Source organism: Cryobacterium sp. 10I1, assembly GCF_035019805.1.
Classification (GTDB): Bacteria; Actinomycetota; Actinomycetes; order Actinomycetales; family Microbacteriaceae; genus Cryobacterium; species Cryobacterium glucosi.
The window spans coordinates 1-25298 of sequence record NZ_JASJVF010000023.1 but is presented as its reverse complement, the minus strand read 5'-3'; the positions used below and the strand labels follow the sequence as shown (position 1 = coordinate 25298).

28 protein-coding genes are annotated in these 25298 nt (G+C 60.1%); 9 read left to right on the top strand and 19 right to left on the bottom strand.

Annotated elements, in window-relative coordinates:
- Nucleotides 1-337 (top strand): hypothetical protein (locus QN345_RS04145; RefSeq protein ID WP_323508465.1); only part of this gene is annotated, 337 nt, incomplete at its 5' end.
- A gap of 166 nt (nt 338-503) precedes the next feature.
- On the opposite strand, the gene QN345_RS20530 is transcribed toward QN345_RS04145, so the two are convergent.
- The 7 genes from QN345_RS20530 to QN345_RS04120 form a co-directional block, all read right to left on the bottom strand.
- Nucleotides 504-965, bottom strand: a complete 462-nt coding sequence (locus QN345_RS20530) for a PA14 domain-containing protein (RefSeq protein ID WP_416172979.1) — start codon at nt 963-965, stop codon at nt 504-506.
- Nucleotides 966-972: 7 nt separating this feature from the next.
- Complete coding sequence (locus QN345_RS20525) at nt 973-1929, bottom strand: zinc-ribbon domain-containing protein (RefSeq protein ID WP_416173191.1); 957 nt, start codon at nt 1927-1929, stop codon at nt 973-975.
- Between the two features lie 1176 nt (nt 1930-3105).
- Complete coding sequence (locus QN345_RS04140; protein ID WP_322137094.1) at nt 3106-4137, bottom strand: TniB family NTP-binding protein; 1032 nt, start codon at nt 4135-4137, stop codon at nt 3106-3108.
- Nucleotides 4137-6176: a Mu transposase C-terminal domain-containing protein gene (locus QN345_RS04135; RefSeq protein WP_322137093.1), complete on the bottom strand. Its 2040-nt coding sequence runs from the start codon at nt 6174-6176 to the stop codon at nt 4137-4139. Before QN345_RS04135 ends, QN345_RS04140 begins: the two co-directional genes overlap by 1 nt.
- A 4-nt stretch (nt 6177-6180) precedes the next feature.
- Nucleotides 6181-6969, bottom strand: a complete 789-nt coding sequence (locus QN345_RS04130; RefSeq protein ID WP_322137092.1) for a TnsA-like heteromeric transposase endonuclease subunit — start codon at nt 6967-6969, stop codon at nt 6181-6183.
- A 196-nt stretch (nt 6970-7165) separates the two neighbouring features.
- Nucleotides 7166-7834, bottom strand: a complete 669-nt coding sequence (locus QN345_RS04125) for a hypothetical protein (RefSeq protein ID WP_322137091.1) — start codon at nt 7832-7834, stop codon at nt 7166-7168.
- Nucleotides 7821-8210, bottom strand: a complete 390-nt coding sequence (locus tag QN345_RS04120; RefSeq protein WP_322137090.1) for a hypothetical protein — start codon at nt 8208-8210, stop codon at nt 7821-7823. Before QN345_RS04120 ends, QN345_RS04125 begins: the two co-directional genes overlap by 14 nt.
- Before the next feature lie 188 nt (nt 8211-8398).
- Between QN345_RS04120 and QN345_RS04115 the strand changes: the two genes are divergently transcribed.
- The gene (locus tag QN345_RS04115) at nt 8399-8953 is read left to right on the top strand and encodes an aminoglycoside phosphotransferase family protein (RefSeq protein WP_322137089.1); all 555 of its coding nucleotides are present in this window, start codon (nt 8399-8401) and stop codon (nt 8951-8953) included.
- 145 nt (nt 8954-9098) lie between these two features.
- On the opposite strand, the gene QN345_RS04110 is transcribed toward QN345_RS04115, so the two are convergent.
- From QN345_RS04110 to QN345_RS04090, 5 genes are all read right to left on the bottom strand, one after another.
- Nucleotides 9099-9689, bottom strand: a complete 591-nt coding sequence (locus QN345_RS04110; protein ID WP_322141009.1) for a recombinase family protein — start codon at nt 9687-9689, stop codon at nt 9099-9101.
- Between the two features lie 149 nt (nt 9690-9838).
- Complete coding sequence (locus QN345_RS04105; protein WP_323508464.1) at nt 9839-10390, bottom strand: hypothetical protein; 552 nt, start codon at nt 10388-10390, stop codon at nt 9839-9841.
- Nucleotides 10391-11203: 813 nt separating this feature from the next.
- The gene (locus QN345_RS04100; RefSeq protein ID WP_322137086.1) at nt 11204-11842 is read right to left on the bottom strand and encodes a hypothetical protein; all 639 of its coding nucleotides are present in this window, start codon (nt 11840-11842) and stop codon (nt 11204-11206) included.
- A 2-nt stretch (nt 11843-11844) separates the two neighbouring features.
- Nucleotides 11845-14397: a DEAD/DEAH box helicase gene (locus tag QN345_RS04095; protein WP_322137085.1), complete on the bottom strand. Its 2553-nt coding sequence runs from the start codon at nt 14395-14397 to the stop codon at nt 11845-11847.
- Nucleotides 14397-16508 (bottom strand): site-specific DNA-methyltransferase, encoded by a 2112-nt coding sequence (locus QN345_RS04090; RefSeq protein WP_322137084.1) that lies wholly within the window; start codon nt 16506-16508, stop codon nt 14397-14399. Before QN345_RS04090 ends, QN345_RS04095 begins: the two co-directional genes overlap by 1 nt.
- A 247-nt stretch (nt 16509-16755) precedes the next feature.
- Between QN345_RS04090 and QN345_RS04085 the strand changes: the two genes are divergently transcribed.
- Nucleotides 16756-16986, top strand: coding sequence for a hypothetical protein (locus tag QN345_RS04085; RefSeq protein ID WP_322137083.1), 231 nt, complete (start codon nt 16756-16758; stop codon nt 16984-16986).
- 142 nt (nt 16987-17128) lie between these two features.
- Here the strand turns inward: QN345_RS04085 and QN345_RS04080 are convergent, their stop codons facing one another.
- A complete protein-coding gene (locus QN345_RS04080; RefSeq protein ID WP_322137082.1) occupies nt 17129-17764 on the bottom strand; it encodes a hypothetical protein in 636 nt (211 codons plus the stop codon).
- Between the two features lie 81 nt (nt 17765-17845).
- Between QN345_RS04080 and QN345_RS04075 the strand changes: the two genes are divergently transcribed.
- Entirely contained in the window at nt 17846-17974 is a 129-nt protein-coding gene (locus QN345_RS04075; protein WP_323508057.1) for a hypothetical protein, read from the top strand.
- Nucleotides 17975-18472: 498 nt separating this feature from the next.
- Nucleotides 18473-18631 carry a hypothetical protein gene (locus tag QN345_RS04070; RefSeq protein ID WP_322141010.1) on the top strand — a complete coding sequence of 53 codons (159 nt, stop codon included), beginning with the start codon at nt 18473-18475 and terminating at the stop codon, nt 18629-18631.
- Between the two features lie 332 nt (nt 18632-18963).
- On the opposite strand, the gene QN345_RS04065 is transcribed toward QN345_RS04070, so the two are convergent.
- Nucleotides 18964-19587 carry a hypothetical protein gene (locus QN345_RS04065; protein WP_322137081.1) on the bottom strand — a complete coding sequence of 208 codons (624 nt, stop codon included), beginning with the start codon at nt 19585-19587 and terminating at the stop codon, nt 18964-18966.
- A gap of 129 nt (nt 19588-19716) precedes the next feature.
- A complete protein-coding gene (locus tag QN345_RS04060; protein ID WP_322137080.1) occupies nt 19717-20037 on the bottom strand; it encodes a hypothetical protein in 321 nt (106 codons plus the stop codon).
- Nucleotides 20038-20374: 337 nt separating this feature from the next.
- On the opposite strand from QN345_RS04060, the gene QN345_RS04055 reads away from it, so the two are divergent.
- Nucleotides 20375-20728, top strand: coding sequence for a hypothetical protein (locus QN345_RS04055; RefSeq protein ID WP_322137079.1), 354 nt, complete (start codon nt 20375-20377; stop codon nt 20726-20728).
- A 545-nt stretch (nt 20729-21273) separates the two neighbouring features.
- Here QN345_RS04055 and QN345_RS04050 read toward each other — a convergent pair.
- The 3 genes from QN345_RS04050 to QN345_RS04040 form a co-directional block, all read right to left on the bottom strand.
- Nucleotides 21274-21696, bottom strand: a complete 423-nt coding sequence (locus QN345_RS04050) for a GntR family transcriptional regulator (RefSeq protein ID WP_322137078.1) — start codon at nt 21694-21696, stop codon at nt 21274-21276.
- Entirely contained in the window at nt 21693-22400 is a 708-nt protein-coding gene (locus QN345_RS04045; protein ID WP_322137077.1) for a hypothetical protein, read from the bottom strand. The genes QN345_RS04050 and QN345_RS04045 overlap by 4 nt, the downstream gene beginning before the upstream one ends.
- A 350-nt stretch (nt 22401-22750) precedes the next feature.
- Complete coding sequence (locus tag QN345_RS04040) at nt 22751-23053, bottom strand: hypothetical protein (RefSeq protein ID WP_323508466.1); 303 nt, start codon at nt 23051-23053, stop codon at nt 22751-22753.
- On the opposite strand from QN345_RS04040, the gene QN345_RS04035 reads away from it, so the two are divergent.
- A complete protein-coding gene (locus QN345_RS04035; protein WP_322137399.1) occupies nt 22967-23344 on the top strand; it encodes a GNAT family N-acetyltransferase in 378 nt (125 codons plus the stop codon). The genes QN345_RS04040 and QN345_RS04035 overlap by 87 nt on opposite strands.
- Before the next feature lie 65 nt (nt 23345-23409).
- Here QN345_RS04035 and QN345_RS04030 read toward each other — a convergent pair whose 3' ends face one another.
- Nucleotides 23410-23994 (bottom strand): recombinase family protein, encoded by a 585-nt coding sequence (locus tag QN345_RS04030; protein ID WP_322137398.1) that lies wholly within the window; start codon nt 23992-23994, stop codon nt 23410-23412.
- A gap of 158 nt (nt 23995-24152) precedes the next feature.
- On the opposite strand from QN345_RS04030, the gene QN345_RS04025 reads away from it, so the two are divergent.
- Nucleotides 24153-25121 (top strand): NAD(P)H-binding protein, encoded by a 969-nt coding sequence (locus tag QN345_RS04025; protein WP_322137076.1) that lies wholly within the window; start codon nt 24153-24155, stop codon nt 25119-25121.
- On the top strand, nt 25118-25298 hold a 181-nt coding region (locus QN345_RS04020; RefSeq protein WP_323508463.1), incomplete at its 3' end, for a DUF1990 family protein. The genes QN345_RS04025 and QN345_RS04020, both read left to right, overlap by 4 nt.

Genomic DNA, 25298 nt, shown 5'->3' with positions numbered 1-25298 from the left:
CGGCACGGATGTCGTCGGGAACCCCAACTGGGACGTCGTGCTGATCGCGGACTACGAGGACCTCGACGCGCTCGCCCTGAGCCTTGTCGACAACCCCGCCCTGTTCGACAAGCTCCCGGTCGAGCTGCAGAGCGCCCTGACCGCGCTCAAGGCACTGCCGGCGGAGCAGCAGGATGCCGCTGCCCAGCAGATCGCCACCGACGCCGGGACCGGGACCTACGGCCCGGAGATCCAGAAGATCGCCGAGCACCTGGCACACGGCGCAGCGCAGGACACGGGGCACGACGCATCGGGGCACGACGCTTCGGGCCACGCCGACGCCACGGCCGCCCACTAGCCGGCCGGAACGAACGAGGAAGGCCGGGGGCGCAGTGCGCTCCCGGCCTTCCGCCGTCCTACCGGTCCAGGTGTCGTTTCGCGATTTAGTTGGCCACTTTCGCAAGGAGTTGGCCACCGATTTCACTAAGAACTGTCAAATTTGTCGCATCTGACTTGGCCACTTGTCAATGGCCCGGGCGTAGCGAGCTCATGGGGATGAGCTCACCGGAACCGCGCGCGACGCCAGGCTGGCCCCGTCCAGTACAACCGGGGGCTGGCTGTGGCAGCGGTATCGAAGTACTCCACCCTGATGCGGGATGTCTGCCGGCTGTCGCTGTTACGTTGCCGTCCGGGGACCAATGGGAGGCCGCGTTTTTCCAGTCATCAAGGACAAGGTTGTCGTCGATCCAGATCCGGGTTCCGTCGTCCGCCTGGGTCTGCAGGTGATATATGCCGCCTGTCGGGAACGTGACCAGACCCGTCAGCGGCAGTGACCAACCATCAGCCGGAATATTGGCGATCGGAGCCGACAGACCCCAGTCTCTCGAGAATGTACCATCGGCAGTGCCAATGCCAAGCCCGTAGGCCTTGGGCGTGCCCGCCAAGCTGACGTTGTCGAAGTACGTGGCAGGTCGAGTTAGCCACATCTCGACTCTAGAGCGAAGCGCCCACACCCTCGCGCCTTGCAATAGCGTGCCACCGGAGATAGTCGGTGCATTTCCGGCAGTATCTGTCAGGGCGCATCATCCGGATTTCGGTTTGGTACGGTTTCCCACAGCGGCACGTGAACCAAGCCTTTTGAGCTGAGCCAGGGTGCACGTCGGCAGGCGTGAGTGCCCCGTTCATCGTCGGATGCCACCGGGATGCAACTTCTGGAACTGCGCTTCCGAGGTCTGTCTCGCCTTCAACAATTCGTCTGCCTGTGCATTTTGTGCAGCCCACCCAGTGTCGGGTTCGGACCGCGACAACGCATTGGTACTCATGCCCGTTTGGGCAGAGCCACCAGAGCTTCTTCTGCGAATGGGCAAAGATGTTCTCTGCACGCAGGCCATCATTAAGTGTTGGGTGAAGCTCGACTGCAATCGATGGGTACACGGCCCCGAGGTCAGTTACCCCGGGCAGCAAGCGTCTTGAGGTGCAGATTGGGCAGTTGCCGTCTCGCCGTTGTCGGTCGCGAACCGTCGAGCTGAAGGGATGCCCTTTATCGCAAATCCACCAAACCTCGTTGCGGTACTCGTCTACCAGTGGTGGCGGTTCTGGCGAAGAGTTTCTTTCGGGGTCCCATTGCCGAGCGAACTGTGGGTACTTCGAGCGAACATCTATGACGGCACGGTATCGATGGGGGTCTCCGCACCCTGGACAGCTTGGATGAACGACGAACTGGTAGACGGGTCGCTGAAACTCATGACCTCGGTCTGGACAGCGCCACCAAGCGTCATATGCTGAGCCAGCCGATACCGTGTGAATTTCGCGGGGCGCATTGCGAATCGGATTCCAGAACCTCGCCGTGAACGGGTGCGTCGCTTCCAAATCGCTCAGCCCGGGTATTGGACGCTTCTGGTTGCAGAATGCACAGACCGCCTTTGCCGCTGCTACTTTCACCTCGCACATGGATGTGGTCACATGCCCGTTAGGGCAAATCCAGGTGCAGTTTCCACTGTCCCCGCTTCTGAGGGTGTCGAAGGGCCGGCCGAGGCCGTGCCACCAAAACTCCATGCGCAAATCGCCCCGCGTGTTGCGCAAGGAACTATAGGCGCTCGGCTTATCCATGCGTGTGTACACGGGTTCAATATGCATTGGGGAGTCAGGGCTGTTAAATTCCGGGAATCCTGGCATCACGCCGGAGCGAAGCTGTGGCCAAGCCGAGTAGTCGATACCGTCCAGGCATAGGTCATGCCTCCAGACTTTTTCAACCGGATACGCAGCTTCCCGTTTCCCGTCTGGCTCATCCCGCGTCGCGGTCGCCACCCGGAAGAAGGTTGGGCGCAACCAGATTCGCAGCTCCTCCGCCAAGCTGCCGGTGGGGCCGCGCACTTCCCGGACCAGCACTTCGCCCAACAGGTCGAGCACATCGGTTTTGGTGTTGGTCGGGCTTAGGAGGCTTGTCAAGAATCGCCCGGAAAGCAGCTGTTTCAGGAGCGCTACCGTTGTGGGGAATGTCTCCGCATACCGGTGAGATTCACGGTCGTATTTTGGGTGCGCTGCGAGCGGGAAAGCCTCGTTGTGTCCGTCGATTTCTGCCCATGAACAGACAACTCTCCAAAGCGTCGTGAACTGGTAGGTATCGAAATTGGGAAGGCGCGCAAGGTGGGCCAGGGTTTGGTTAGCACGGCGGTAGCTTGGGAAAGCGTCAACGGAAATCTGAGATGACGGGTCAGTGCCGGGCCCTACCCAACGGTTGTGCTGAGAACACACGAATCCGCCGATATGTGCGCATTGGGCGATGCTCACACCCGCGGCGCAAAGAACGCAAAGGAAGAAGCTATCGCCGAGGAGCGCCGCGCAGTCACACGCGTGAGCCGAGCAGCTTGGGCTCGCCGCCAAACGTTGGCGTTCGAACCAACCCCTTGGCAGCTTCCCGAGGTCTTCCACTGAATTTACGAAATTGTTCTCCGCATCCTCGGCACCATCGACAACTTGACGTCTGCCGTGTTCGAGTCGCGAATGGGTCAGAAATTCAATTGAATTGGCGTGGCTAAGCCTGTCCCAAAAGCTATCTACGGTTTCGAGGTGACGGACTCGCGTCCGCATTGGAAGCTCACCCATCTGCGTCATCATCAGTTAGCTTTAAGCGATTGCTCCGCGTTCAGCGGCGATATCTAGAGGGATTGAGTCCAGCAATTCGCGTGTGATTCTCTCCTCGCCGTGCTCGTGGATAGAGTCGGCGAAGAGCAATTCGATGGCCGCCGCTCGCAGAAGAAACCCGAGAGAGCCGATGGACCCGTTGGTCCTGCTGAAGAGGTACTCTTCTTCACCCTCAAGGCATCGCCCCTCACTTTTGATTAGGCCGAGCCCTGATTCAAACGCTTCAACAGTCGATGTCCAATTGTCACGAGCATCCGAGGAGCCGTATGAGTGCGGCAACATCCGGCGGAGCGTGAACCGCCCTGCAATCTGCATTCCTTCGTCGCCTGTAAGTAGGTCGTTCCCTTCGAGGTTCAGACCGCAGTAGATGAACGTGGCAGGGAGCACGTTCGAAAGGCCTTTGAGAGCACGGATGGCGTCTCTGGTGTTTTTCGATGTGGAACTAAGATTGTGAACCTCATCGACAACGATGAGGGCTGTCTTTCCTCGAAGCATGATTTGGGTCGCCATATAGGTGAGTTCTTCGAGCGTGTACCTGGGGCCTCTGGGTATTCCTAGAAAGTTGCAGAACTGCTGCATCATGGACTTCGCCGTTGCGACGGCCGGAACCTCGAGGTAAACGAGAGGAATCCTTCCCTCGGCGCGTGGCTCCGGATAGTCAGCCAAATACCGATTCATAGCAGCGTGGAGAATCGCGAAGGCTGTGTGCGTCTTTCCAACTAGAGAAGGCCCGCTGAGCAACAGCCCGTGTCGCCCTGCAGGCTTTCCGTAGTTTGTGAGCAGCAGGCGCCGTATATCAGTCAGCGCGGCTTTGACAGCCGGAGTGTCCACGGTTAGGTCGCGGTTGAGGTAAAGCATTCGAGCGTCGTCGTACACCTCTCTCTCCTCACCGCTCAGTCGCAGATACTCCTCCGCTGTCAAGACTCTCGGCCTGTTCGAGATTCGTCTCAGGCGCGCCTCCAGCGTGGGCAGATCAGTGACGGATTCAGTTGGCGAAGCATCAAGCAGTTTCATTAGAGCGACTCGTTCCCATCCATTAACCCGTCGGGTTTCGTGCCTGTTATCGCTAGGGTTCGGTCAACGTACGGCAGCCGGTTGAGAGCTTCGCGTCTTGGCACTGCCATAGCCTCCGGACGAGGCACATAGTCACGCGCAACCAGTTTGTCGGCAGTCTCCTTCCGCCCCTTCTTTGTGGCAGCCTTTGCAAGTTCTGGTTCCCGGCGTTCAAGAATCTGTTGGAGCGCAACGATGTGGTCGACGCTTCCTCCCAGTCCTTGCGCCCGGGCCAGTTCGCGCGCGGATTGCCAGGTTTCGGTGAAGAAGGGTGAGTTGAAGCTGTCGATATTCTTCCAACCGCATTCCATCCATGTGGCCTTTTCGTAGTTCCGCACCCACACCACGGCTGGGCTGTATGGGTCGAATCGGACTTCCCACTTCCCCTTATCTGATTTTCGTGGCGATTTCGTCGCGCGGAATGGATGCAGCTGTTCGGAGTCGTATACGCGATTGCCAATGTGCACTCCATCTCTTTGAATGGTGCGCGTGGTCGACGGGAGCAGCTCGATGTAGTCGGACTCCGAAACGGGGAGTGTGAGGCTTGGCGACACACCGATAGACGCCGTGTACATCTGGTTTGGTGTCAACAAGATTGATGGTGCGAGCGGGTCGCGCAATCCCCGGTGGGGGCGGTTCTGCCATATGCGGACAATCCACTCTTCGAAGATTTCTTGCAAGGTCACGATGGAGTACAGGCGTTGTCCTTCAACTTTGTAGCCTCTGTTTCCTGGCGAGTTGCCGACGTATCCGTTGAGGTGTTGAGTGAACAGGCTGTTGATACTGCCGAATGTTCTTTCAACTTTGGCTTTGTCAGTTGGCGAGTAGGTTGCCGACTCCAAAATGGCGATGCCGTACTTTGCGCAAGCGGAAGTAAATGTGGGGGTCAAAAAGTCGCTGCCGTTGTCGGTTGTGATGGTCTCGGGAACGATGTACGGCATCGCGAGCGCATCTGCGAATCTCTCGTCAAGTGAGAGCAAGTGTTCGAAGGGGAGGCCCGACTGTGCCATTTTCATCTGTTCAGTGTGGTGTGGTCGGAAAGGCGCCGGCACGAATGCTCGAGCGAGAAGCAGCGCCTGGTCGACGCCTTTCAATGCCTCGGGACGCATCACGAACGAGATGATGCTGCACGTGAACACGTCGATGATGATGGAGACGGTAACGCGGCAAGTCCTGCCCTGCTCATCTAGTGCAAGTACATCCATCTTCGTCGAGTCGATTTGCGCGTATTCTCCTGGTCGAGTGGCCCTGAGTTGCCCGTAAGTGTGCTTGGGGCTTCGGGCGCGTGACCGTCGAGATGTGGCCAGCCCGAAGGTCTCTTTTCCGGCGGTGAGTTCGTCCAGATACCGGTACATCGTCGAGATGTGCGGGAGTTTCAAGTCGTTGCCGTATCGCCGGCGGAGCACTTTCACCGCGTCGCCGATGACTTTGCCTCGGGTGACGCTGGACCGGTTTGTTTGGTCCTCCACTGCGTCTTGCAGGACTTCCACGATGCGCTCGTCTGCGCGGTTGAGTGGCCCTTCGGTGCGGAGTAGCCGCTTGTCGACAAGACCCGCGAACCCCAGAGTCTCGTATCGACGGACTTTCCGCCGGACTGTCCGCGCTGAAACTTTCAGCCGGTACGGCGGCCGCGACAGTTCAGTGACCTTCGATTCAATACGACGATATAGAGCACGCACGCCCGGGTCGTATCTGACCCGCGTCTTCTCGCTCGGTTCGGCCGAATATCTGCGCCCGTAGAGCACTTCCTCAACATGCTCGCGCCAGAACTCGGCATCGTCGTTCGCTTTCTGATTCATGGTCGCGACTGAAGATATGTCTGCGTCGCTTGCTATCGGCACTGTTTCTGTCGATTCCAGTTGCCCGCGCATGAAGAGCTCGGTGATGTGCATATGCCGACGGTCGCGAGTTTCGAGGTTCCGCAGCGTGAGCGTCGAGTTCGCAATTTCAACAACGAGGTAGTTAGCTCCGTCGAGGGTGAGCTCGCTGCCGAGCTGCACCTGTCTAGGCATACTGCACCGCCTGAATGAGATGTTGCGGTGACAGCGGTGCACGCATGTCTACGGTGAGGGCTCGGCGCCAGAGAAGGTGATAGCTCCAGACAAGGACTCGAGCGGGATTGCACTGCGGAAATGCGGCGGCAAGGTCGCTGATTCGTCGCGGTTGCGCGCAATAGTCAAGCAGCCGGAGCCCGAACTCGACCGGAGGCGCATTCCGCGGGTGGCGGTATCTCGCGAGCCATTGAATGTTCTTGAGGTAGGTGGGCTCTATCCAAGCGAAAACGTCGTAGTTCCATCCGATGCCTTCGCAAACTTCGCGAGTAGCGAGAAATGACGCTTTTGCTCTCTCGTCCACCCGAATGTCGGGCCGAACGTCGAGGACACTTTGCGTCCCGTCTCGGCGAACGAAGAAGAGGTCCGGGACGTGAGTAGATGGCGTTTGCTTGCTCCCGAAGTCGATGAGGAAGGGCTGGGCGGCGACTCCCGCTACGTCACCGTCGAAATCGAGGACCATGAGCGCTGTCTGCTCGAATCCGGATTCAAATTTCACATGCTGTGCGGTGCCGGAAAACCAGTAGCTGCCGTGGAAGTTACGTCGCCCTGGATACTTCGCGCCGACACGACTCGCTGTGTTCGTGTCGAAGTGCTCGTGGAGGAGAGCTGGGGTGGGCCTGGCAGCGTGTTTCTTCTTCTGGGAATCGAACCAGCGAATGGTCGACGAGAGGATTACATCGGGGGCGTCTGTTCCCGGCGCCTGAGTCAGTTGCGCGTTGGCTACCAGTGCGCCCGACATCGGGATACCTATTGCCCTGCAACGAAGTGCGTCCGAAATTGAGTGCCGCTCACGTTCCCAGTAGTACACCCGTGTTGACGCGGTCTCGCAGGAGATGGTCGGCGTGTCGAATTCTCAGCGCGTATGATGCCCATCGCTTGGGCGCGCACCGGTTCAAGCCCGACTTCGGCCAATTCGTCAAGGGAGACTCCCTGCGTCACCATTCGACACCCACCTGTGCGCGAAAGGCTGACTCCAGCGCCTCTGGGTCGTCAATGAACGTCACTGGTCGCGCGCCACCAAAGTGCTTCGTCGGCGAGTAGAGCCAAAACGTCAAGCCTCGGAGTGAGTAGCCGAACTCGGCAGCGGCGGCAATGAGCGGCTGGACGAACGCCGCGACCTGATCATGGTCGGGCCCGAACTGGCACCCAGGGAAGGCCAGCTCGTCTTTCCACGTGAGACCGATGAGTTGGCCGGACGTAAACATTTGGCGCACAGGCGCGTCGCTCTCGCCAATCATCTCAGCGACCTCAGAAGCGGTGAACAGGCCATCGCCGGCAGCGATATTTTGGAGCGCGACCTCAGCAGTCGCCTTCACGAGCTCCATCCCCGTGAGGCGTTCGATGCGCTGGATAGTCGAGGTGTGATGCCAGTAGCACTCGGTGAGGTAGTCGTCTGAAATCATCGTCCACCGCCCGACTTCACCGACTTTGCATGCGTCAAGGGTGCGCAGTGGGCGTTCAACATCGTTGATGCGGGCACTCCGTCCGACGCCTGGGATGCGGGTGATGGTGCCCCGCATGAGGTTGACGATGTGGGTACTACCGAGGGTCGTCACGCGCAAGATGCCGCCCTCGTCACCAGTGAGCTCGTCAACAGTCTCCATCTGGCCCAGCCTCCCCCGCGAGCGCCTCCGGAACACCGTTGACCCGCTCAGCGCCTTGGCTGAGGACACAGACCAATAAATTAAGTTCCTGACCACCGCTATCGTCGGGGACTTCGACGATGGCAACCACCGTTGATGTCGTCCTGTCTGTGAACAGAACACCCGGAACGCCAAGGTTGATTCTCAGCCACATGCTTCGACCAACAACGCATTCCATTGGATGAAGCAGCTGGACCGGGTGGCGGTCGCCCCGCATCGTCTCGTACAGCCCGTCGCCCACTTTCGGGAGACGAACGAGAATTTGGCGACCGAAATCAATGAGGTATCGACTACTCGACTCCGTCACCACAATGAAGTGGCCAGTCGTTGCGTGCACTAGCGAATCCATGGCTGCTCCCTATGATGCAAACCAATTCGATGCGTTAATAATAATTACCAACCTGGGCGACGTCAATCCCTTGAGCCTTCGAAATCAGAACTGGACGCTGCTGCGGTAGCACTACTGACGCGCCGGCTCACCCCAAGGCCGCCGAGGAGTTCCTCGACACGGTGTTGGATGTCATCGTGACCGCGGTCTCCACGGCGGATGTGGTCGCTGCCCGAAGCCCCATGCTTGCTGCGGAATGGGAACGGCTTGACCAGCCGTTCGATCGGTCCATCCTCGAACGAACACTCACGATTGCCCGGGATCTGAATTCCACTCCGCACGATGACGCTGTCAACGCCGACCTCCACTTCGACCAGGTCCTCGCTGGAACACGAGAGCCATGGCTGGCCGTAGACCCCGTACAACTTCGCGGCGACATCGAATACGACCTTGCCCGGATCCTGTGGACTCGGCTGGACGAGATGAAAGATGATGCTGAAGTCTTGTTCCACTTCGACACCGTCGTCCGCGAGGCACAACTCGACCGCGAACGGGCATGGAAATGGGTCCTGTACCGCAGCGTGGACTACTGGCTGTGGGGCCTGGACAATGGCCTCACCACCGACCCCGAGCGCTGCCGAAGGTTGGTGGCGATCTTTGCGGAACACGAGCCGAATAGTAAGAGGGATTCCGTCGTCCGCAGACCGTTCCCCGTACGGGATGACGGCGAGTGTCGACCTGGGCGCGGATGAGTAGTGTGCGAGCGCGGAAAGCGACAAGGGCCGCGCGCGGGGTTGGTCCGCGCGAACGCCGGGCGGCCAGGAACGCCTTCGGCCGGCAGTTGCCGCCACGCTTCGGGAGAGGTGCTCGCCTTTGTCCGTGCGAGGCAACATTGCTCTAGAGTCCCGCCAGCGCAGTGTATTTCCCTGAGCCGTTCAGCGCGGCGTAGAGCGTCTGGCGCGACACTCCTAGGTCGCGGGCCACCAACGCCTTCGGCACTCCAGCGTCGATCCGCTCGCGTGCTTGTGCGATCTGGTCCAGTGCTAGCTTCGGTGACTTCTCGTACTTGCCGTCACGCTTGGCGATTGCGATGCCCTCTGCCTGCCGCTCGCGAATGGTCTTGCGCTCCAGCTGAGCGATAGCGGCGAGAACAGTGAGCATGAACTCCCCTTGCGGGGTATCCGAATTCAAGGCGGGGTTGTCGACGAACTCCAGAGCAACGCCCTTCCCCTTGAGCTGTTCGACGAGCGCGAGAAGGTCTGTCGTCGAACGGGCCAGGCGGTCCGGTGACTTCACCCGTACCTTGTCGCCATCTCGCACGTAGGCGAGCATCTCCTGGAGCTGTGCCCGGTCGTGGGCGTTCTTACCCGAAACCTTCTCGGAGAACATCTTGTCCACGGGGCCGAGTGCTTCGACCTGCCGCGCTTCATTCTGGTCGGCGGCGCTGACGCGCACGTAGCCAACCACTTGCCCTTTGTGTCCAGTCATGCTTAAGATCCCCCGTCGCTTCTGTCCAATCATATCAATCACCTACCCTGATTGACGCTATTTTGGAGGAATCTCGACCTGCTCACTGAGGTGCACCCTGATGGACGAGCTCAAAGAGGGCGAAGCAGCTAGATGCCCGCGACCTGGCCTTAAGCCCGTTTGGAGCGGACTGGCTTGGCTCGAGATTCGACATGCCCCATCTCGCGGCCAGTCATGGCCTCCATGATCTGGAAATGAAGCTTATTGAGATCCGGTCCCTCCGGCTGCCGTTTGCGGGCGACCTCAGACGGATGCACTCTCGACCATTCTGGGAGTTCAATAGCACCGGTGGTGTCACGAAGAACAATGAACAAGAGCCCATCCATTGCGTACGCGAAGAGGAATGCTCCTCGTTCCACGAACGACCGCGAGAACTGCGTGACGATGTAGAGGTACCCCGGTGCCATTCTCACTGTCGTATCGGCGAAAACGCTGAAGCCCACAGGCACCTTCCCGAGGCGGATCGCCCGCATCCATGACTCGTCGATGGGCGAGTCTGATGCAGTGGATAGGGCGAGCGCCGTCTTGATCGCCCAACGGATGAATAGTTCTGATCCAAGTTCACGAACGAGACTTCCACTGCGGATCAGGGTTGAAATCGGTTCTTCGAGTTCATTCCCAAAATGGCCGTTGCATTGGGCGCAGAAGATCGGTGCTGTCACGGGCACTACCTTGTGCTCCGATGCAATCCAGTTTGGTGTGCAGTGCTCGGTACTACGCCCCGCACTTCCGCAACCCAGACAACTTCCGCGATAGACGATTCCTTGGGGGATGTCAATCTCTTCTGGTGTTGCCAAGTATGTCCGGCAATGGTGGTCGGAATCATCGGCTGATCCCGCGTAATGACTTGTGTTTGCCATGAACGCCTCCGACCAATCCGCCGAATGAAGAACGAGAGCTGAATACTGCTTCGAATCAAAGCTCCCGCGGTGCACAGCAACACGAGGCCGCTCCCCATCGTTTGAGATGCTCCGCACTTGAATGGCGCAGCGTGAAGATATTACGATCGAGATTGATTGGCATCGGCCTAGGAACCACGCCAAACGTTCGTGAATCTTGAATCGCTGGCCGACCAAGAATCCCAGGTCACGCGACGGAGATGAGAACCGAAGATAGCCATCCTCAACTGCGAAATGGGTTGATTCGGCACACTTCAGAGTCATAGGTAAGGCATAGCCGTCGTGTATGTCGATGAGCTCCAGGAGCGTCGCCGACTCACGCGCTGATTGGTCGAAGCTGTCGAACGGCTGCTCCCAAACAAGTACCGGAATTGCCGTGATGACATCCCGCACCTGTTGCGCAGTCAGCTCGGACTCGAGGCTCAGAGAATCCGACGTAGATCCCTCCATGATCAACAACTCAGTTCTGATGCTTCCCGCGAGTTCGGTCGGAGTGAACGTCCTGAGCTCGGATCTGACCTGCATGACGAACCTTTCATCTTCTCGAACGAAAAAGGTGACATCGGTGGCGCTTCGTCAGCTCTTCCTAATTCGAGCGGCGATCGAAACTGGATCGACACCCGCGCGGATGTCATCCGCAATCTTTCGGGCATAGTCGACGCTTTCGCGGCGCGCATTCTCATAGGGCGGCAGCAGCGCCTCGTTCCCGTCGTCAACGATGTAGATGAGGTCCAGGGTCTCGCTGCTGAACTCCCACTCACCTGATTCAGGCTCCGTGCTGCGGACGCGAATTACGATACTCGGCGCGTTGATTCCATGGCTGCCCAACTGTCGCATGTTGGGGTCGAGCATCAGCCGGTGATCGTCAGAAGTCACAACTATGTGGCCCGTGTCTCGGCCGCCCGGTCGATGGTTCTCCATCCGCGACAGCTGCTCGGCGCTGAACTTCTCACTCGCTCTCGGGCCCATCGTCAGGAGCGTGTTCGTCGTCTTCTCGCGAATGATCACAGAGACAGGTCGCGGTCGGAGCACGTGACCAAGTTGCGCACCGATTTCGACTAGAAGACCTGCTGCCGACGCGCAGTCTGCTTCAATTCCGAAGAGCTCGCCGACAACCACGACAGCAGCACTTAGCTCGTCTTCCGGTGACTGACGTTCTAAGGCCGGACATCTCTTCGCCGCACGGTCGGCCTTCAGCCTGCTCGCTTTGCCCACGGTTAGTACGCCACCGCTGCGTTGTCGTAGGCAAACCGTGCGTCAGACTCGGCAAGGACCTTCGCTCTCACCTCGGCGAGCTTGAAGTCGAGCACACGGAACTCGCCGTCGATCCGCGAGATGGACTCGATCCGGTGAAACCGGTCGCCATAGACCTCGGCGAAACGGGCCATGCCGTGCAGCTTCCAAACCGCGTCAGGCAACCATGAGCCGTGCGGGTCGACGATGCTCGCTCGCACGCCGAACTCGGTGTTGACGAAGAACAGGAAGTCAGGCCGTAGCGTGCGCCAGTCACCATGGCGGTCCTGGTAGGCGATGCTCATTGAGTCCCGTCCCCCGGTCGGGTTCCGGTACCAGGCGAGCATGTCGCCGTGCGCGATCTCCGTGTCGATAACCTCAACCTCGTCCGGGTTGAGCTTGCCGACAGGGAACATGCCCACTTCGTCTGCGAGCAGGTGCAGAGGTCGACGATCGAGCAATTGCTCTGATTCGCCGACGGCGCGCTTCGTCTCCTCCTGGCGATTTCTCGGTAAGGCCATCGAGATGAGCTGAGGATCAGTGCTCATCGCCGTGATCTCGGCATAAAGGCTCTGGCGGGACTCAGGAAGCGACTTGAGCGCAACACGGTATTGGTTCAGCCATTCGGCTGCGATCTTGTCGGCCTCGGCATCGAGCGCCGGGCGCGTCTGCGGCAGCATCGCGAGAGAGGCGACTTTGACGTGGGCATCGCGGAACGCCTCCTCGTCCTCGGCGTCCTCGGTCAGGAGCTCGATGTATGTGCGCGCGACGTCAGGCGTGATCGTCCGCGCACCGCTGCGGTAGGAGTCTTGAATGGCCCTGTCGTCCGCGACTTCGATGAACGCGCCGTCAGCCCGTGTGCCATAACGCGCTGACCCGTGAAGCGTGGTGCCTGCGACCGTCAGCACGTCCTCCACGGCCTTGGCCATGTCCTTCGGGTACTGGGCAGCGACTCCATTCAACACACCATGAAGACGTTCGTGGGCGAGCTTTCCAGCGTCAGCGAGGAGCTGGTCAGCAGCAAGCGCGTGCGCTAGCGAGGTCACCCTTTTGATCGGGTTGGCGTGCTTGCGCGGCAGCGTCTCCGCAGGAAGGGCGCTGAACAGAGTCCAGACCTCGTCAGGCACCACTGCGTTTGGCGTCATGAGCTTCGGGTCAACCAGCACGCGCTGACCGGTGCCTCCTCCGCCCATCAGATCGTTGCCCATGATCTTCTCGATCACGAGGCTGGCTGTGGCCTTGTTGAACTTCGGCAGGATGCACTCGACACTGTTCAGCAGATCGTCACCCTCGATGCGGCGAGCGAGCGGGGTACGGATCATCCGGCCGAGGAGTTGCGCGATGTGGGTCTCGTCCTTTGCAGGGCGGAATGAAACCATCACCTCGGCACGGGGGCAGTCCCAGCCAGTGCTGATCGCATCCTTCGCGAGCAGCACGCGGACGTAGGTGGCGTCCTGCACCCGTTCTGGTGAGATGTATGGCACGCTGTGAGCGCCAAACGTCTGGGCGGTGTGATCTCCGAAGACGTGCGCGAATGCGTCGGATTCGAGCTCGGGCCACTCGTCGTGAATCACGTCGATGGCGGAGGCGACTTCATCGGGAGCGGGCTTGTTCGGTACCTGGAGCACCATCAACGGCTTGATCGCCTCGTCGCCCTGCTCGGCTGCGTATACAGCCCACGCTGCGGACAGCGCCTTGACCTTGCGCACGCCCCGTCGCAGAAGCACGGTGTTGAAGTCGCCCGTCTCGGCGGGGAAGTCCAGGACGATGTCGTCCTTCAGTAGCCCTGATTCCTGGATCCGGACCGGGTCGACCTGCACCGTACCGAGGTGCACTCGGTTCGACTGGACCTCCGCGGCGGACATCGCCTCCTCAAACCGCTGGACAGTTGCAGAGACGCCCCAGACGATCGGCACTGGCGGCACGCTGCCGTGCCCGTTGATGAGCCGCTTCACGATGGTGGGGGTTTCGACGGGGCGCTTGCCCATACCCTTGTGGGCCTCGTCGAGCACCATGTAGAGCGTGAGCCCCTCGTCCTCGATGGTATTGCGCAGCGTGTCCCAGAACGTGAAAGGCACTGTGTCTGGGTGCGTTGACACACCATCGAGGGTGTTCGAGTCATCGTGGCCTCGCACAAGGAGGCTGTTCTTCGAGAGCTTCGACGTATTGAGGAAGTAGACGTGCCCGGCATGCAGTTTTGGGTACCGAAAAGGGTGTTCGACCGTCACAAGCCGATTGCGGAGACGGTCCGATGCCTGTTCTAACCTGTGCCGGGTCTGCTGGTTGAGCGCGGGGTCGTCGCTGAACCACAGCACCACGGCGCCAGGGTCCGGTGACACACTGTAATCGTCGTTGCCCCAGAACAATGCCTCGATCACCGCGGCGGCCATGACGGTCTTACCCGCTCCCATCGTGGCCGTTAGCGCGACCGAAGATACACGCTTGCTCGCGCTGCGATAGAAGTCTCTCGCCGAGGCGAGTTCGCGGAGCGTGTCGCCGACGGCGTCGTCCTGATAGTCCTTGAGCGTGTAACGCATCAGTAGTCTCCTGTGCTCTCGCAATTGCGTAGATAGTCCTCATAAAGGCGGACCGTCTCTATCCCGCGGAGCTCATTTGCGACCTGCTGATAGCGGCCCTCGTCGTCGGTGACGATGTACGCGATGCGCAAGTTTTCGACCGTTTTCAGTGCGGCGACGAACTCGGACGACCGGTCGAGATCCTTGAGAACGCCATACGTCTCTGCGATGGTCCAGCCATCATCCAGCGAGTCGATTCGGCTACCTTGAGCGCCGGCGCGCAACCAAAGCATCGGCGCGATTGCCGCGAATGCACGATCGTTGCTGACCATCCACGGTGACTCATATGTGAGCGTGAAAAAAGCAGCATTCTCATCGAAGCCGTCGGACATTGGGAACTCGTCGACAAACTTGTAGTCCCCCTTGATCGGTACGTCGTCCGGGGCGAGACCTGTGATTGCGGCGCGGATGCGCGGCTTGGTTATGTAGTCGCAGATGCCCCACGTCTCCCAATCGGGGTCCCCGGCGCGGAGGCTACCCTCGCGGAGTTTCGCCTGCTCCTCGGCCGATACCTCGTTGTTCGTCACTGATATGCACTGCCGCGTGCCGCCATCCTGCTTGTTGAGGCGCATGACCGCATGAGCAGTCGTCCCGGAGCCAGCGAAGAAGTCGAGGATAATTGCGGAGGGGTTGTCCGAAACAAAGAATCGCAGTGCGTCTTCTACCGCGTACAGGGATTTGGGATACGGGAACTTCCGATCCGGCATCAGTGTCGAGATGAGACGGGAACCGCTGTTTCCCGCGTCGTGCGATGAGATGCGCCAAACATCGGTCGGCACGAACCTTGCGAGGTAGTCAGAACTGTCCGTAATAATTGAGCCGTCTGTGCGCCGACCAGAAATTTTGAACGTTCCGTCCGCAACTTTCGTGCGCTCACCTTGCTTTAGGTAGTAGGGGGTCGTCCGTGAGTCGTTCCACCTCCCCAAGCGCGCGCTTCCGCTACCGATCAGCTCACGCAGCGCGGTTGGGCTGATTTGCCATCGGCCTTCTCGGCCGTCCCGCCTGATTGGCCAAACGGCCGTAGTGCCATCCGGCGAAGCTTGTTCTTTCCAGCCCTCACCGTAGAACGGTTCGCCTACCGAATCGAACACAGGACCGTCATCAGTATTTGTAACGTAGACCGGATAGAAGAGATTGGGATGCGTGGTGCGGAACGGCTGCGTCCCCGAGCGCATCAGCAAGTTCCAGCGAATGTCATTCTTGTTCCGCGTCGCGACGGGATTCCACTCTTCGGCGAGTGGCAAGGCCACAGGCGCGGAAGCGCCGAACTGAACGAAGTACAGGTACTCCGCGGAGCGATTGAAAGTCCCACTCCGGGTGGAACCTGCACCGTTGATTGACGACGTGACCATCGTGATCCGCGCCTCAGGGAAGGTCTGTTCAAGGAGCAAGCCGAGGCGCAGGTACTCCTTCTCGTCGATCGTGACGATCAGAACTGAGTCTTCGGGTTTCAGCAGTCGCTTGGCGATCCTCAAGCGTCTCTCCATAAAGGCCAGCCATTTCGAGTGGCGGTAGAGATCGTCACCCTCGACATAGTCGTTGTTGTACTTCCAGTCACGAGAGCCAGAGTTGTACGGCGGGTCGATGTAGATCGCGTCCACAGCGTGCTCGTGAGTGAAGGTCAGCTGCTCCAAGACGTGGAAGTTCTCGCCGTTGATGACGGTGTGAAACGGCTTGTCCCCGCCCCGCTCGACGGTGCCGTCGGGGCGCAGGCCCGGGTAGATCCGGTCACGGAACTCTGCAACGAGCACGAGATCATCGACCGGCACCGTCGTGTTCTCGGGCTCGGCCGCGTCGAAGAGTGAGATCTCGGCGATGTCGCCCGAAATGGACTCAACGCGCCACAGCCGCTGGTCACCGCGCGCGGTCGAGCCGCGAGGAGGAAGGACTCGGACCTTGCTCGTTTTGCGGATCTTGTGCCCCGCCAGCTCGACGGCCTCGGGCGCGTGGCGTTCGAAGTTCAACCCGAATGGCAGGCGCTTCTGAAGAGGCTTGAGCTCTTCCTCGAGATCGGCACCCAGCTGCGGGTCCAGCTGCTTCGCAGCGCGCAGGAGATCTGTAAGCCGCGACATCGTCTGTCCCCCATTACGTAGGTAGCGTTCGCGACTTCAGGCAAAGTTGACGACGAACCTACCTCTGAGCCTATCGCTGGGTGAACCCGGGCGCGAAGCGCGCCATAGGCCGCGCATGGTGGCGCGTGGGAGACAATTCTGGCCACCAGATGCGCCTCAGGAGAGACCGTGACAACGCTTCACTCCGACGGCGGGGCCATCACCGTGACCGCCCCGACCGACTCGCAGAGCAGGGCATGCTTAGGGCATGGAACACTCTGATCGACGCCCGGCTGCCGATGTCCGAATTGGTGACCTGATCACGCTCTGGGATGGCACCGGGTACCGGGTCCGGGAGGTCACTCCTTCCGCCTCCGGCAAGAAGATTGATATCGAGGCACTCGTAGAAGTTGTTGTCCCTGGTGGACCGGAACTTGGTCGTCGGTTCAGGCTCGGCAAGCGAGCCGGGACGATGCTGATGGTCGAGCGTGCTGGCTGAAACGGTCAGAGTCTGCGACTCAACTTGTTTGCTGGACTGCCGATCAGTATCTTTCGCTGGTCAGCGGAACGGTTAGGTCGGCTAATCGCGTGTCCGGAAACCGATAGCCGGCACCTGGGCTGCACGAACGCCGAGCGGGGTCTCACATCTGCAGGAAGCTCCCCAGGATGGACACGAGCGCCTGTGCGTCGCCGCGATTCAGCAGCCAGTCCACCGGTGTCATCCGTTCGCCGTCGACCCGCAGATCCTCTTGTGGGGTCCTCATGAACCCCTTGATGCTCGCGGGGTGCATGTCTGCCGGGAGACCGTGTACCAGCACCGTGAGGCCCGGGAGGACCGGTTGCGCTGGATCGCCGGTGAACTGCCAGAGAGGGTAGCGGCGCTTGCCGCCGGCCAGGAAAGCGTAGAGGTCGCCCTTGGCTTGGCGCCGGCGCACGCGTGCTGCGTCCACGCTCAGCACCTGGGCAACCTCGGCAACACTGAGCGAATCAGTGATGGCCCCCAGCCGAGTCGTGCGCTCCAGCTTCACCAAGTCGCCTCGTGCGAGGCTGGCCTCGGTCTCGGCGAATTCTTCTTCGGTGAAATCTCCCGACTCGATCAGGAACGCGACCTGCTCGTCAGAGAGCGCGCCACCACGGGGCTGGCGCTTCGTTATCAAGTCAGTCATTTCTCGAAGAAGGCTGACCACTAGCTCATCGTCGTGACCCTGTGCCTCGGCGGCATCACGGAGGCCCTGGAGGCTCTTCTGGACCTCGGTGTTGGTCGTTGCGTCGGGCATTCGGGACTCCTTCGCGCCGTGACTTCTTCTTCGTAGGATACTGAAGTCACATTTTCTGCGCAGCGACAGGGAGGAATGAACTTGGCTAAGAAATTTGTCGATGGGAACGACCGCCTCGACGCCCTCTTGGCGCAGCCTGGAATGGCCGAGCGAGTCGCCGAGATCCACGATCGCGCCGATGAGGAAGACCGCGCCCGTCGCTCTCTGTGATGGTGATCATCTTCGCTCCCTGGCACACGACTATTTCTATCAATCTCTATTAATCTGTATTAACCCTATGTATGTGACGCTGTGCTCGCCCAAGCAACGCCTCTATGGCTGATTGACTGTAACGTAGCCGGTATGAGCGTCGGGCATGGACCGGCGTGACTACCTCAGATGCCCCTCGCTATTGCGGGGGGTTTCTTGTTTTCCAGGCACCGCACAGCACTCCCGTTCGGCCCCGCTCTGCCAATGACCGAGAACGCCGCTGGCTGTCGAGCAGAGATCGAGGCGGGAAGACCGTGTCATCAGGCGCCGGCCGAGTTGTGTCGCCGAGAGTGGTCAGTAGTCAACGAAAATCTCGTGGAACTTCCGCGTATTCCCGGGCCACCCGATGCGCGTAGGTGCCACTCCATCAACTACCCATCAACGAAATCCGTCCTGCAATCAGGCGTGGTATTTTCAGGCTACCTCACGCATAATTAGTACAGGAACAGGAGGCCCACCATGACGATCAACGAGATTCAGCAACGTCAGAGTGACAGTCGACCTAGCCCGAAAGCTCAGGCCGTAGCCGCGCGTGTTCGAGTGAACGCAGACCGCCGCGGCGGCGTGGAGACGCCAAAGTGGATCGTCAAGCTTTCTCAGTCGCCCGCCGCTAAGTAGTTTCTTTTCTCGCCACGACAGCGAGCTCGTAACCGGCTAGATGTCTTCCTCGAGTGCATGCCGCCGATCGGTACCGTTAGGCAGCATCTCGGTGCGCGTTGCGACCGCGAGGGCTCACTTCAAGCCATCGCTGCCTGGATGCGTCAGTCAAGATCATCCAACTCGGCCTAGATGGTGCTTGTCCTTGCTAAACACGAATAAGAGCAAGAAGAGTGGTGATTGGCTCCTTCAGCGCCTAGACGTCGTCAATCAGGACCTGCGCGGTTGAGACGTAGAGAGGTGCATACAAATGTGGTCCGATGTCGGACTATATCTGTCAATGATCTTGTGGCTCAGAGTGACTCAGCGAACCGCTCCATGGCAACGACGTGGTCCACAGTGAGCCCAATCGTGGGCGCCGGCTCGACCATCAAGTGCGGCACAGCGAAGATCGGGTCATCGTCAAAGTCCGGCCAGGTGCGACCAATCGCGATCTCCTCGTCGTCCGCCCAGATCCAAGGCTGCCCGGTGCTCTCGATCCGGGCACGGAGCGCTGCACGTTTCCATTCCGCAGGTACGGCGCCGCGGCGGCGCTCGGGCTTCTTGGCCAGCACGAATCCACCCGCCAGCTTCCCGTCGAGCGCCTGCTCAATGAAGGCAAGCACGTTCGGGCCCCAGGTGGTCAGCCAACCGAGTTCGATGTTATTGGCGCTGATAAATTTATCGAGTGCGTCAATGACCTTCGGGTCGATGTCCACCCAGTACTTGTCACCGTGAGCGGTGCGGACATGACGACGCTCGAAGCCGTCAACCACAGGCGGCATCGCCTTCTCGAATGATTGCCCGGTCCGGCGATTGCGCTCCCACTGCTCGACGTCGATGGTGTTCAACACGCCGTCAATGTCTAGGGCGCACAGGATTCCGGTTCCCAGGAAGCTGTCTGCGGGGAGCAGGGTCTCTTTGGGCGCGTCATGCATGGCGTTCACTGTATGGCTTCCTGCAGCGGGTCGCGAGTGCGGCGCATCCATGGGTGCTCCACAGTTAGCTATGCGGGTGACACCCTCGTCACGGGTCGATCGTCAATGGAGCGGTGCGTAGCCTCAGCCTCAGCCGCTGAATGAATCGTCGACGAGAGCCTGCGCAGCGTGGCCGACCTCCTCGAGCCGACCTTCGCGGATTGCGTTGACGGGGGTGTCGTCGTCCAGCCATGGATTCGCCCCGATGAACCACGCCCGGGCGACCTGCTCGCCCTCGACCTCGGCGATCTTCTGCCACTGCTCGTAGGCAAAAGCGAGTCGTGGTATTGCCTCTGGTCGCGGCTGTGGGCCGCCCTCTGTGGCCCATTCGTGCGAGGCCGTGGCATCTTTCGAGTCAGCCAGCACGGCGACGAGCGTCTCGCCCAGGGCAGCGTTCAGGCGCCTGGTCATCTCCCGAATACTCGGCTCCGTCGCCACGTATTCAGGCTCTTCAAGGGGCCAGCTCACGAAACGGAATAAATAACACGCCAAGGAGCCTCAGGCCCTTTCCTGACCTCGTGCATTTGACGCACCTGAGTGCGAAAAGCTTACGGGCGGGCTATACGGGCACCTCGCTTCAAGGCGTGCTGCGGAGCCCAGTAACGGCGCGGGAGTGTCCGTTGAGCGTCCGGCTTGCGGGCAGGCTAGGGAGCTCGGCAGATCAGCGTCCATTGCCCGCGTCGGCAAATGTCCAGCGGTGGCCGGGGTGGTTCGCATGTCCCAATGGCTAGCGCTGTAGGGTCTGAGCATGTGGCTTGGGGAAGAATTCTGGGGTGAGCAAGGACGCATCGCCAGGATCCAAGCGGGTCCGTGGGCCGGTCGTTACGCCTATATCTATCCGGAACACAAGGACGACTGGTGGGTCATGGTGATTGACCCTTCTCCCAAACCAGACGCCCCGGGGGACAACTACATTGACGACGGCAGTTACCTCGAAGAACTGGCGCGTGAATGGGAATTCGAGTGGGTGCCCCTTGGAGTCGAAGAGGAGAGACTTGAACGAGAGCACTTTGGTTGGCGGCCACTGCTGAGCGCCGAAGCTGTGGCACGGAAACGACGCTCACGAAAGGAACGTTTCCTTTCGTGGATTCACGGCAGATAACGGCACCGCCTACAGCTGCATCGCTCGTCCTCGATGACCTTGCGGCGGCCCTGCTCAAGGATCCTTCCGCGGCGCTCCGAACCCGAGCCGCTACGGCGAAGTTCTGCGGAGCGCCAACTAGCGATCCTGGTCGGGACCAGGCCGTGCCTTAAATCCGAGAACGGACCGATTCCGACCGCTAGCCTCACTGTCCCAGGGGCCACGGACAGACACCGCGATAAGAGCAAGACCGACCGGAATCAGGACCCAAGAATAGGGACTTGCTGATCGAAGAAGCACCTGGAAAACAAAAGAGAAGATCGACATAGCGCCGAGGGAAAAGAACACTCGTGTGACCCACCAAGGGAACAACCCTCGTTCATTTCGCATGACCTCACCCTACGCACCCGTCAATGGCCAATCCGAAGGGGTACTCACGGAATGACTGCGAAGGATTGCTTTTGAGGGTTCCCATGTGACACAGCATCGGCGCTCCCGGCCAGCCAGCCCCAGGCCAGCTACTAACCATTAGAAATGGCTCTGGACTTGCCCGGTTTACCCGATTGTTAGATTTCGGGGGTGGCCTCATCGCCTATGGGGATCGGCCGGGAGTCTATTGTCTCGCTCAGGCCGGAGTTCTGCACGGCGGCGTTGATGTAGGAAATGGCTTCTTGGCCTGTAACCCCAAGCTTCCGCATCAGGTCCGCGTAGTCGCGCGCGGCTTTGACCGCGTGATGGGCCGCCGTGTCTGTACCAGCTTTGACAAAGGTGCCAGCTCGGCCCCTGGTCTGCAGCAATTCAGCTTCTTCAAGTTCTTTGTATGCCCGGGCGACTGTGTTCGGTGCCAGACGAAGGTCCGCGGCAAGGGCCCGAACGGTGGGCAGACGCGTTCCGGGGACGAGAGCACCAGTGTTTATCATGGTGAGTATCTGTAGCCGGAGTTGCTCGAACGGCGGTGTCGGAGACGCTGCATCAATTCGGAGAATCATTGGGCACCGACGCTGACCAGGTCAGGGTACCGGCGACGGAGGATGTGCTGCCGAGGTCGTGGCAGCAGAGACTCCAACGCGGCGGCGATGACCACGAATGTGCCCACCAGATTGAAGCCCGCAGCAGACGCAATGAACGGCGGGTCTATGGGGTTCATGGCCATCAGAACCTCCTGAACAGCGAAGAAGACTCCAAAGGTTCCCAATAGAAACGCAGCGGTGGCCAGGTCGCGGACTGCGAACGAACGCAGCAGGTCATCCCACGCCAAACCCAATTCTGATCCTTGACTCTGTCGAACTCGCAGAATCAGTCTGCCCCCGACCTCGAATCCGATCAGCGCCACAACGGCCAGAAGAGTTGCCGTCGCTGCCACGCTGAACGTTTCGGGAAAGACTTGCCCCAAATCGTCGGTAGCGATCCATGGCAGCGCCATTTCAAAGCTGAGGGTGGCGATGGCCACTCCCACCATTGTGCGGGCGGCAACCCTTTCCCAACCGGGGATATAGTCGCTGAGATTCCTGAACCGGACGTGGGCAACATGGTCGGTCCCGCCCAGTTTCTTCGCTTCCCCCGAAATCGACGCCACCGCGCGACCGAGTGAGGCCGCGACGGCATATGCTCCGATCAGGAAGAGAGGCGCCGGCCCGTCGCGATCAGCGCCCACGAGCCACACGAACCAGGTTGCCGAGACCGTGCCGACCACGCCACCTATCGCGATGCCGACGGCACGTCGACCTTGTGCGGCGCTAACCGCTTGGTCTGCTCTTTCGTCAACGGGAAGGCCAATCGACGAAACGAGTCGCCTAACCACCAGTTTTCGGGGACCACCCAGTCTCGCGCACGTAAGGATGGCAATCGAAAGGACAACGAGGCCGCCGGACGCCAGCCACGTTGATTGGCTCAGATTTTCCATGAGGTCACTAAGTAGTTCCACAATGCACGCTCCTTTGTGTATGCCCCATTGTCTCACCCAGAAAATACAATAGGCAAGACACAATCGGCGTGGGGCTCGCGATTACAGACTGCTTCGTGGGAAGCACGACAGGAGGTCAATCAGCAGTGAGGGTTCCTGTGCGAGTAGGTCCTGAGCGGGAATGGGAGAATCGAAAGGTGCGACGTCTTTCCAGTCTCGAGGACCACTTCCGGATCACCGAGATCGAGCGAGCCGCCGGAGAGTCGTTCCGCAACATCAACATGGCGATAGTCGCCGATGATCAACCGATCAGCAGGCAGGATTTCCAACGCTTCGTCGCGGACCATGGAGCGTTTGTGTGGCTCGTCGACGGTGTAATCGTCGCCTACTTGCTCCTGGAGCAGGTGGACGGAGCTGCCCATATTGAGCAGGTCACGGTCCACCCGGAGCATGCACGTCGCGGAATCGGAGCGCAACTGATTGTCGTGGCTGACTCTTGGGCACGTGAACGCGGACTCCCCGCTGTGACGCTGACCACATTCCGAGACGTTCCGTGGAACGCGCCATACTATGAGCGCCTCGGCTTCCGTGTTTTCTTGCCACGTGACTGGGGCTCGGCTATGGGCGCTCGAATGGAGACAGAAGCCGCGCGAGGGCTGGAATCCTGGCCGCGCCTGGCGATGATCCGACCCGTGAGCAAACTCGGAACAGCCGAAGCTGACGTTCACGAATAATCGCCCGCAAGGCATTCCCGTTGCAGGACTTGGTCTCGGTGCAACGGGAACGTCGATAGTTGCGTTCAGTGTTTTGGTGCCAATTGTCGTTGGATGGTTCGGTAGACCGTCGAGCGGGCGACGTTGAAGAGTTCGGCGATTTCTGCGGTGGAGTGCGTTCCAGCATCGTGAATTTCCATCAGGTGCCGTTGCTGTGCGTTTGAGAGCTTGGGTGGTTTTCCGCGCAGTCGCCCTTTCGCTTTCGCTACCTGCATGCCTTCACGGGTTCGGGCTCGGATGAGATCTGACTCGAACTCGGCAACCATTGCGAGCACATTGAAGAGGAGCCGCCCGACAGGATCGTTGGGATCGTGAACAGATCCTCCGATGCTGAGTTTCACATCCTTGGCGGTGAGCTCGTCGATGATGTCTTTGGCGTCTCGAAGGGAACGCGCCAGCCGGTCGAGCTTGGCAACGACTAGCGTGTCACCGCCGCGGCACGCGGCGAGAGCCTCTCGAAGGCCGGGGCGAGCACGGTTGGTGCCGGTCAGGCCGTGATCTGTGTAGATGAGAGCTGGCCTGACTCCGAGCCGTTCAAGGGCGTTCTGTTGAGCGGTCAGGTCTTGTTCGTTTGTGGATACGCGTGCGTAGCCAATCAATAGTTCATTCATGAAGGGCAGATTGATCGCTGCGGCCGAATTGCTCAAGAACCGCGTCGATAGCCGTCCGTCTTTTGGGAGGGCTTCGGAAGGGGGTGGGCCAAGCGCATTGTGCGAGTGGGACGGACAAGGTTGTAACGAGTAGCTGCGGGGTACGCCATAGTCAGACTATGAGAGTAGCCATTACTGGTGGAACCGGATTCGTCGGCAGCCACCTCGCGGAACGATTCGCGGCGTCCGACGTGTCAGTCGTGTCTCGCCGCTCTGGCACGCCCGTCGATGATGTGGATGCGCTGACACGGGCGTTTGAGGGCTGCGACGTGGTGGCTCATTGCGCAGGCATCAACCGTGAAATAGGTGAGCAGACCTTCAACCGTGTCCACGTGCAAGGCACGGCCGCGGTGATCGAAGCGGCACGACGCGCGGGCGTCCGCAAGATCGTGATGCTCAGCTTCTTGCGCGCCCGCCCAGGATCCGGTTCGCCGTACCACGAGTCAAAATGGGCGGCCGAGGAGATGATTCGTTCTTCAGGGTTGGACTACACGATTCTGAAAGCGGGAATGATCTACGGCCGCGGCGACCACCTCGTCGATCACCTCAGCCGCACAATCCAGACGATCCCGATCTTCGCCTCTGTTGGACTTCGGGAGAAGTCGATCAGCCCCGTCCCGGTTGGTGAGCTTGTTGACATTCTGGTCGCCGCGCTCGACGCTCGCCTGACAGATCAAACCGTCGCCGTCCGCGGCGGCGAGACCCTGCTGCTGAGCGAAGCCGCTCGTCGAGTTGCCCGAGTTCTCAACCGCCGCCTGGTCATCGTACGTTTGCCAGTCGCGTTCCACTATGTCCTGGCGCAGTTCACAGAATGGGCGATGACGGTGCCGCTTCTGGCGAAAGCCCAAGCGAGAATGCTGGCCGAAGGCGTCACGGACGCTGCTCTTCCGGCTGCGGAGCTACCGGACGATCTCCGTCCACATCTCGCCTTCAACGACGCACAAATCCGCGACGCGTTGCCCGATTCGGAGGGCTTCAGCTGGAGCGATCTGCGAATCAGTGGCTCGCGTTCGCGACGTCGCGGACACTTGCACGAGCGAGGCACCGGTCAAGAGCCCGTTGGACGGGGTGAAGGACGTGACGCATGACCAGCCCTGAGCTTCGCGACTGGCCCTCGAGCGACCGGGGATACCGTCGCTCGGAGGTATCGGCGGTCGTGGGACGTGGTGACTCTGTCTGGGAGCGCGTCGCCCGGGACGTACTCCGATGGCGGGTGAAAACGGCAAGCGGGTTTGCGGTCGACTCGACCAGCCCGGTTTCGCAGG

What these genes read in the sequence shown, in the direction of transcription:
- QN345_RS20530 (WP_416172979.1), bottom strand. Translation starts at nt 965, where the DNA reads ATGTGGCTAACTCGACCTGCCACGTACTTCGACAACGTCAGCTTGGCG.
- QN345_RS20525 (WP_416173191.1), bottom strand. Translation starts at nt 1,929, where the DNA reads ATGTGCGAGGTGAAAGTAGCAGCGGCAAAGGCGGTCTGTGCATTCTGC.
- QN345_RS04140 (WP_322137094.1), bottom strand. Translation starts at nt 4,137, where the DNA reads ATGAAACTGCTTGATGCTTCGCCAACTGAATCCGTCACTGATCTGCCC.
- QN345_RS04130 (WP_322137092.1), bottom strand. Translation starts at nt 6,969, where the DNA reads ATGTCGGGCGCACTGGTAGCCAACGCGCAACTGACTCAGGCGCCGGGA.
- QN345_RS04125 (WP_322137091.1), bottom strand. Translation starts at nt 7,834, where the DNA reads ATGGAGACTGTTGACGAGCTCACTGGTGACGAGGGCGGCATCTTGCGC.
- QN345_RS04110 (WP_322141009.1), bottom strand. Translation starts at nt 9,689, where the DNA reads ATGACTGGACACAAAGGGCAAGTGGTTGGCTACGTGCGCGTCAGCGCC.
- QN345_RS04095 (WP_322137085.1), bottom strand. Translation starts at nt 14,397, where the DNA reads ATGCGTTACACGCTCAAGGACTATCAGGACGACGCCGTCGGCGACACG.
- QN345_RS04090 (WP_322137084.1), bottom strand. Translation starts at nt 16,508, where the DNA reads ATGTCGCGGCTTACAGATCTCCTGCGCGCTGCGAAGCAGCTGGACCCG.
- QN345_RS04085 (WP_322137083.1), top strand. Translation starts at nt 16,756, where the DNA reads ATGGAACACTCTGATCGACGCCCGGCTGCCGATGTCCGAATTGGTGAC.
- QN345_RS04080 (WP_322137082.1), bottom strand. Translation starts at nt 17,764, where the DNA reads ATGCCCGACGCAACGACCAACACCGAGGTCCAGAAGAGCCTCCAGGGC.
- QN345_RS04070 (WP_322141010.1), top strand. Translation starts at nt 18,473, where the DNA reads ATGACGATCAACGAGATTCAGCAACGTCAGAGTGACAGTCGACCTAGC.
- QN345_RS04065 (WP_322137081.1), bottom strand. Translation starts at nt 19,587, where the DNA reads ATGCATGACGCGCCCAAAGAGACCCTGCTCCCCGCAGACAGCTTCCTG.
- QN345_RS04060 (WP_322137080.1), bottom strand. Translation starts at nt 20,037, where the DNA reads ATGACCAGGCGCCTGAACGCTGCCCTGGGCGAGACGCTCGTCGCCGTG.
- QN345_RS04055 (WP_322137079.1), top strand. Translation starts at nt 20,375, where the DNA reads ATGTGGCTTGGGGAAGAATTCTGGGGTGAGCAAGGACGCATCGCCAGG.
- QN345_RS04050 (WP_322137078.1), bottom strand. Translation starts at nt 21,696, where the DNA reads ATGATTCTCCGAATTGATGCAGCGTCTCCGACACCGCCGTTCGAGCAA.
- QN345_RS04030 (WP_322137398.1), bottom strand. Translation starts at nt 23,994, where the DNA reads ATGAATGAACTATTGATTGGCTACGCACGCGTATCCACAAACGAACAA.
- QN345_RS04025 (WP_322137076.1), top strand. Translation starts at nt 24,153, where the DNA reads ATGAGAGTAGCCATTACTGGTGGAACCGGATTCGTCGGCAGCCACCTC.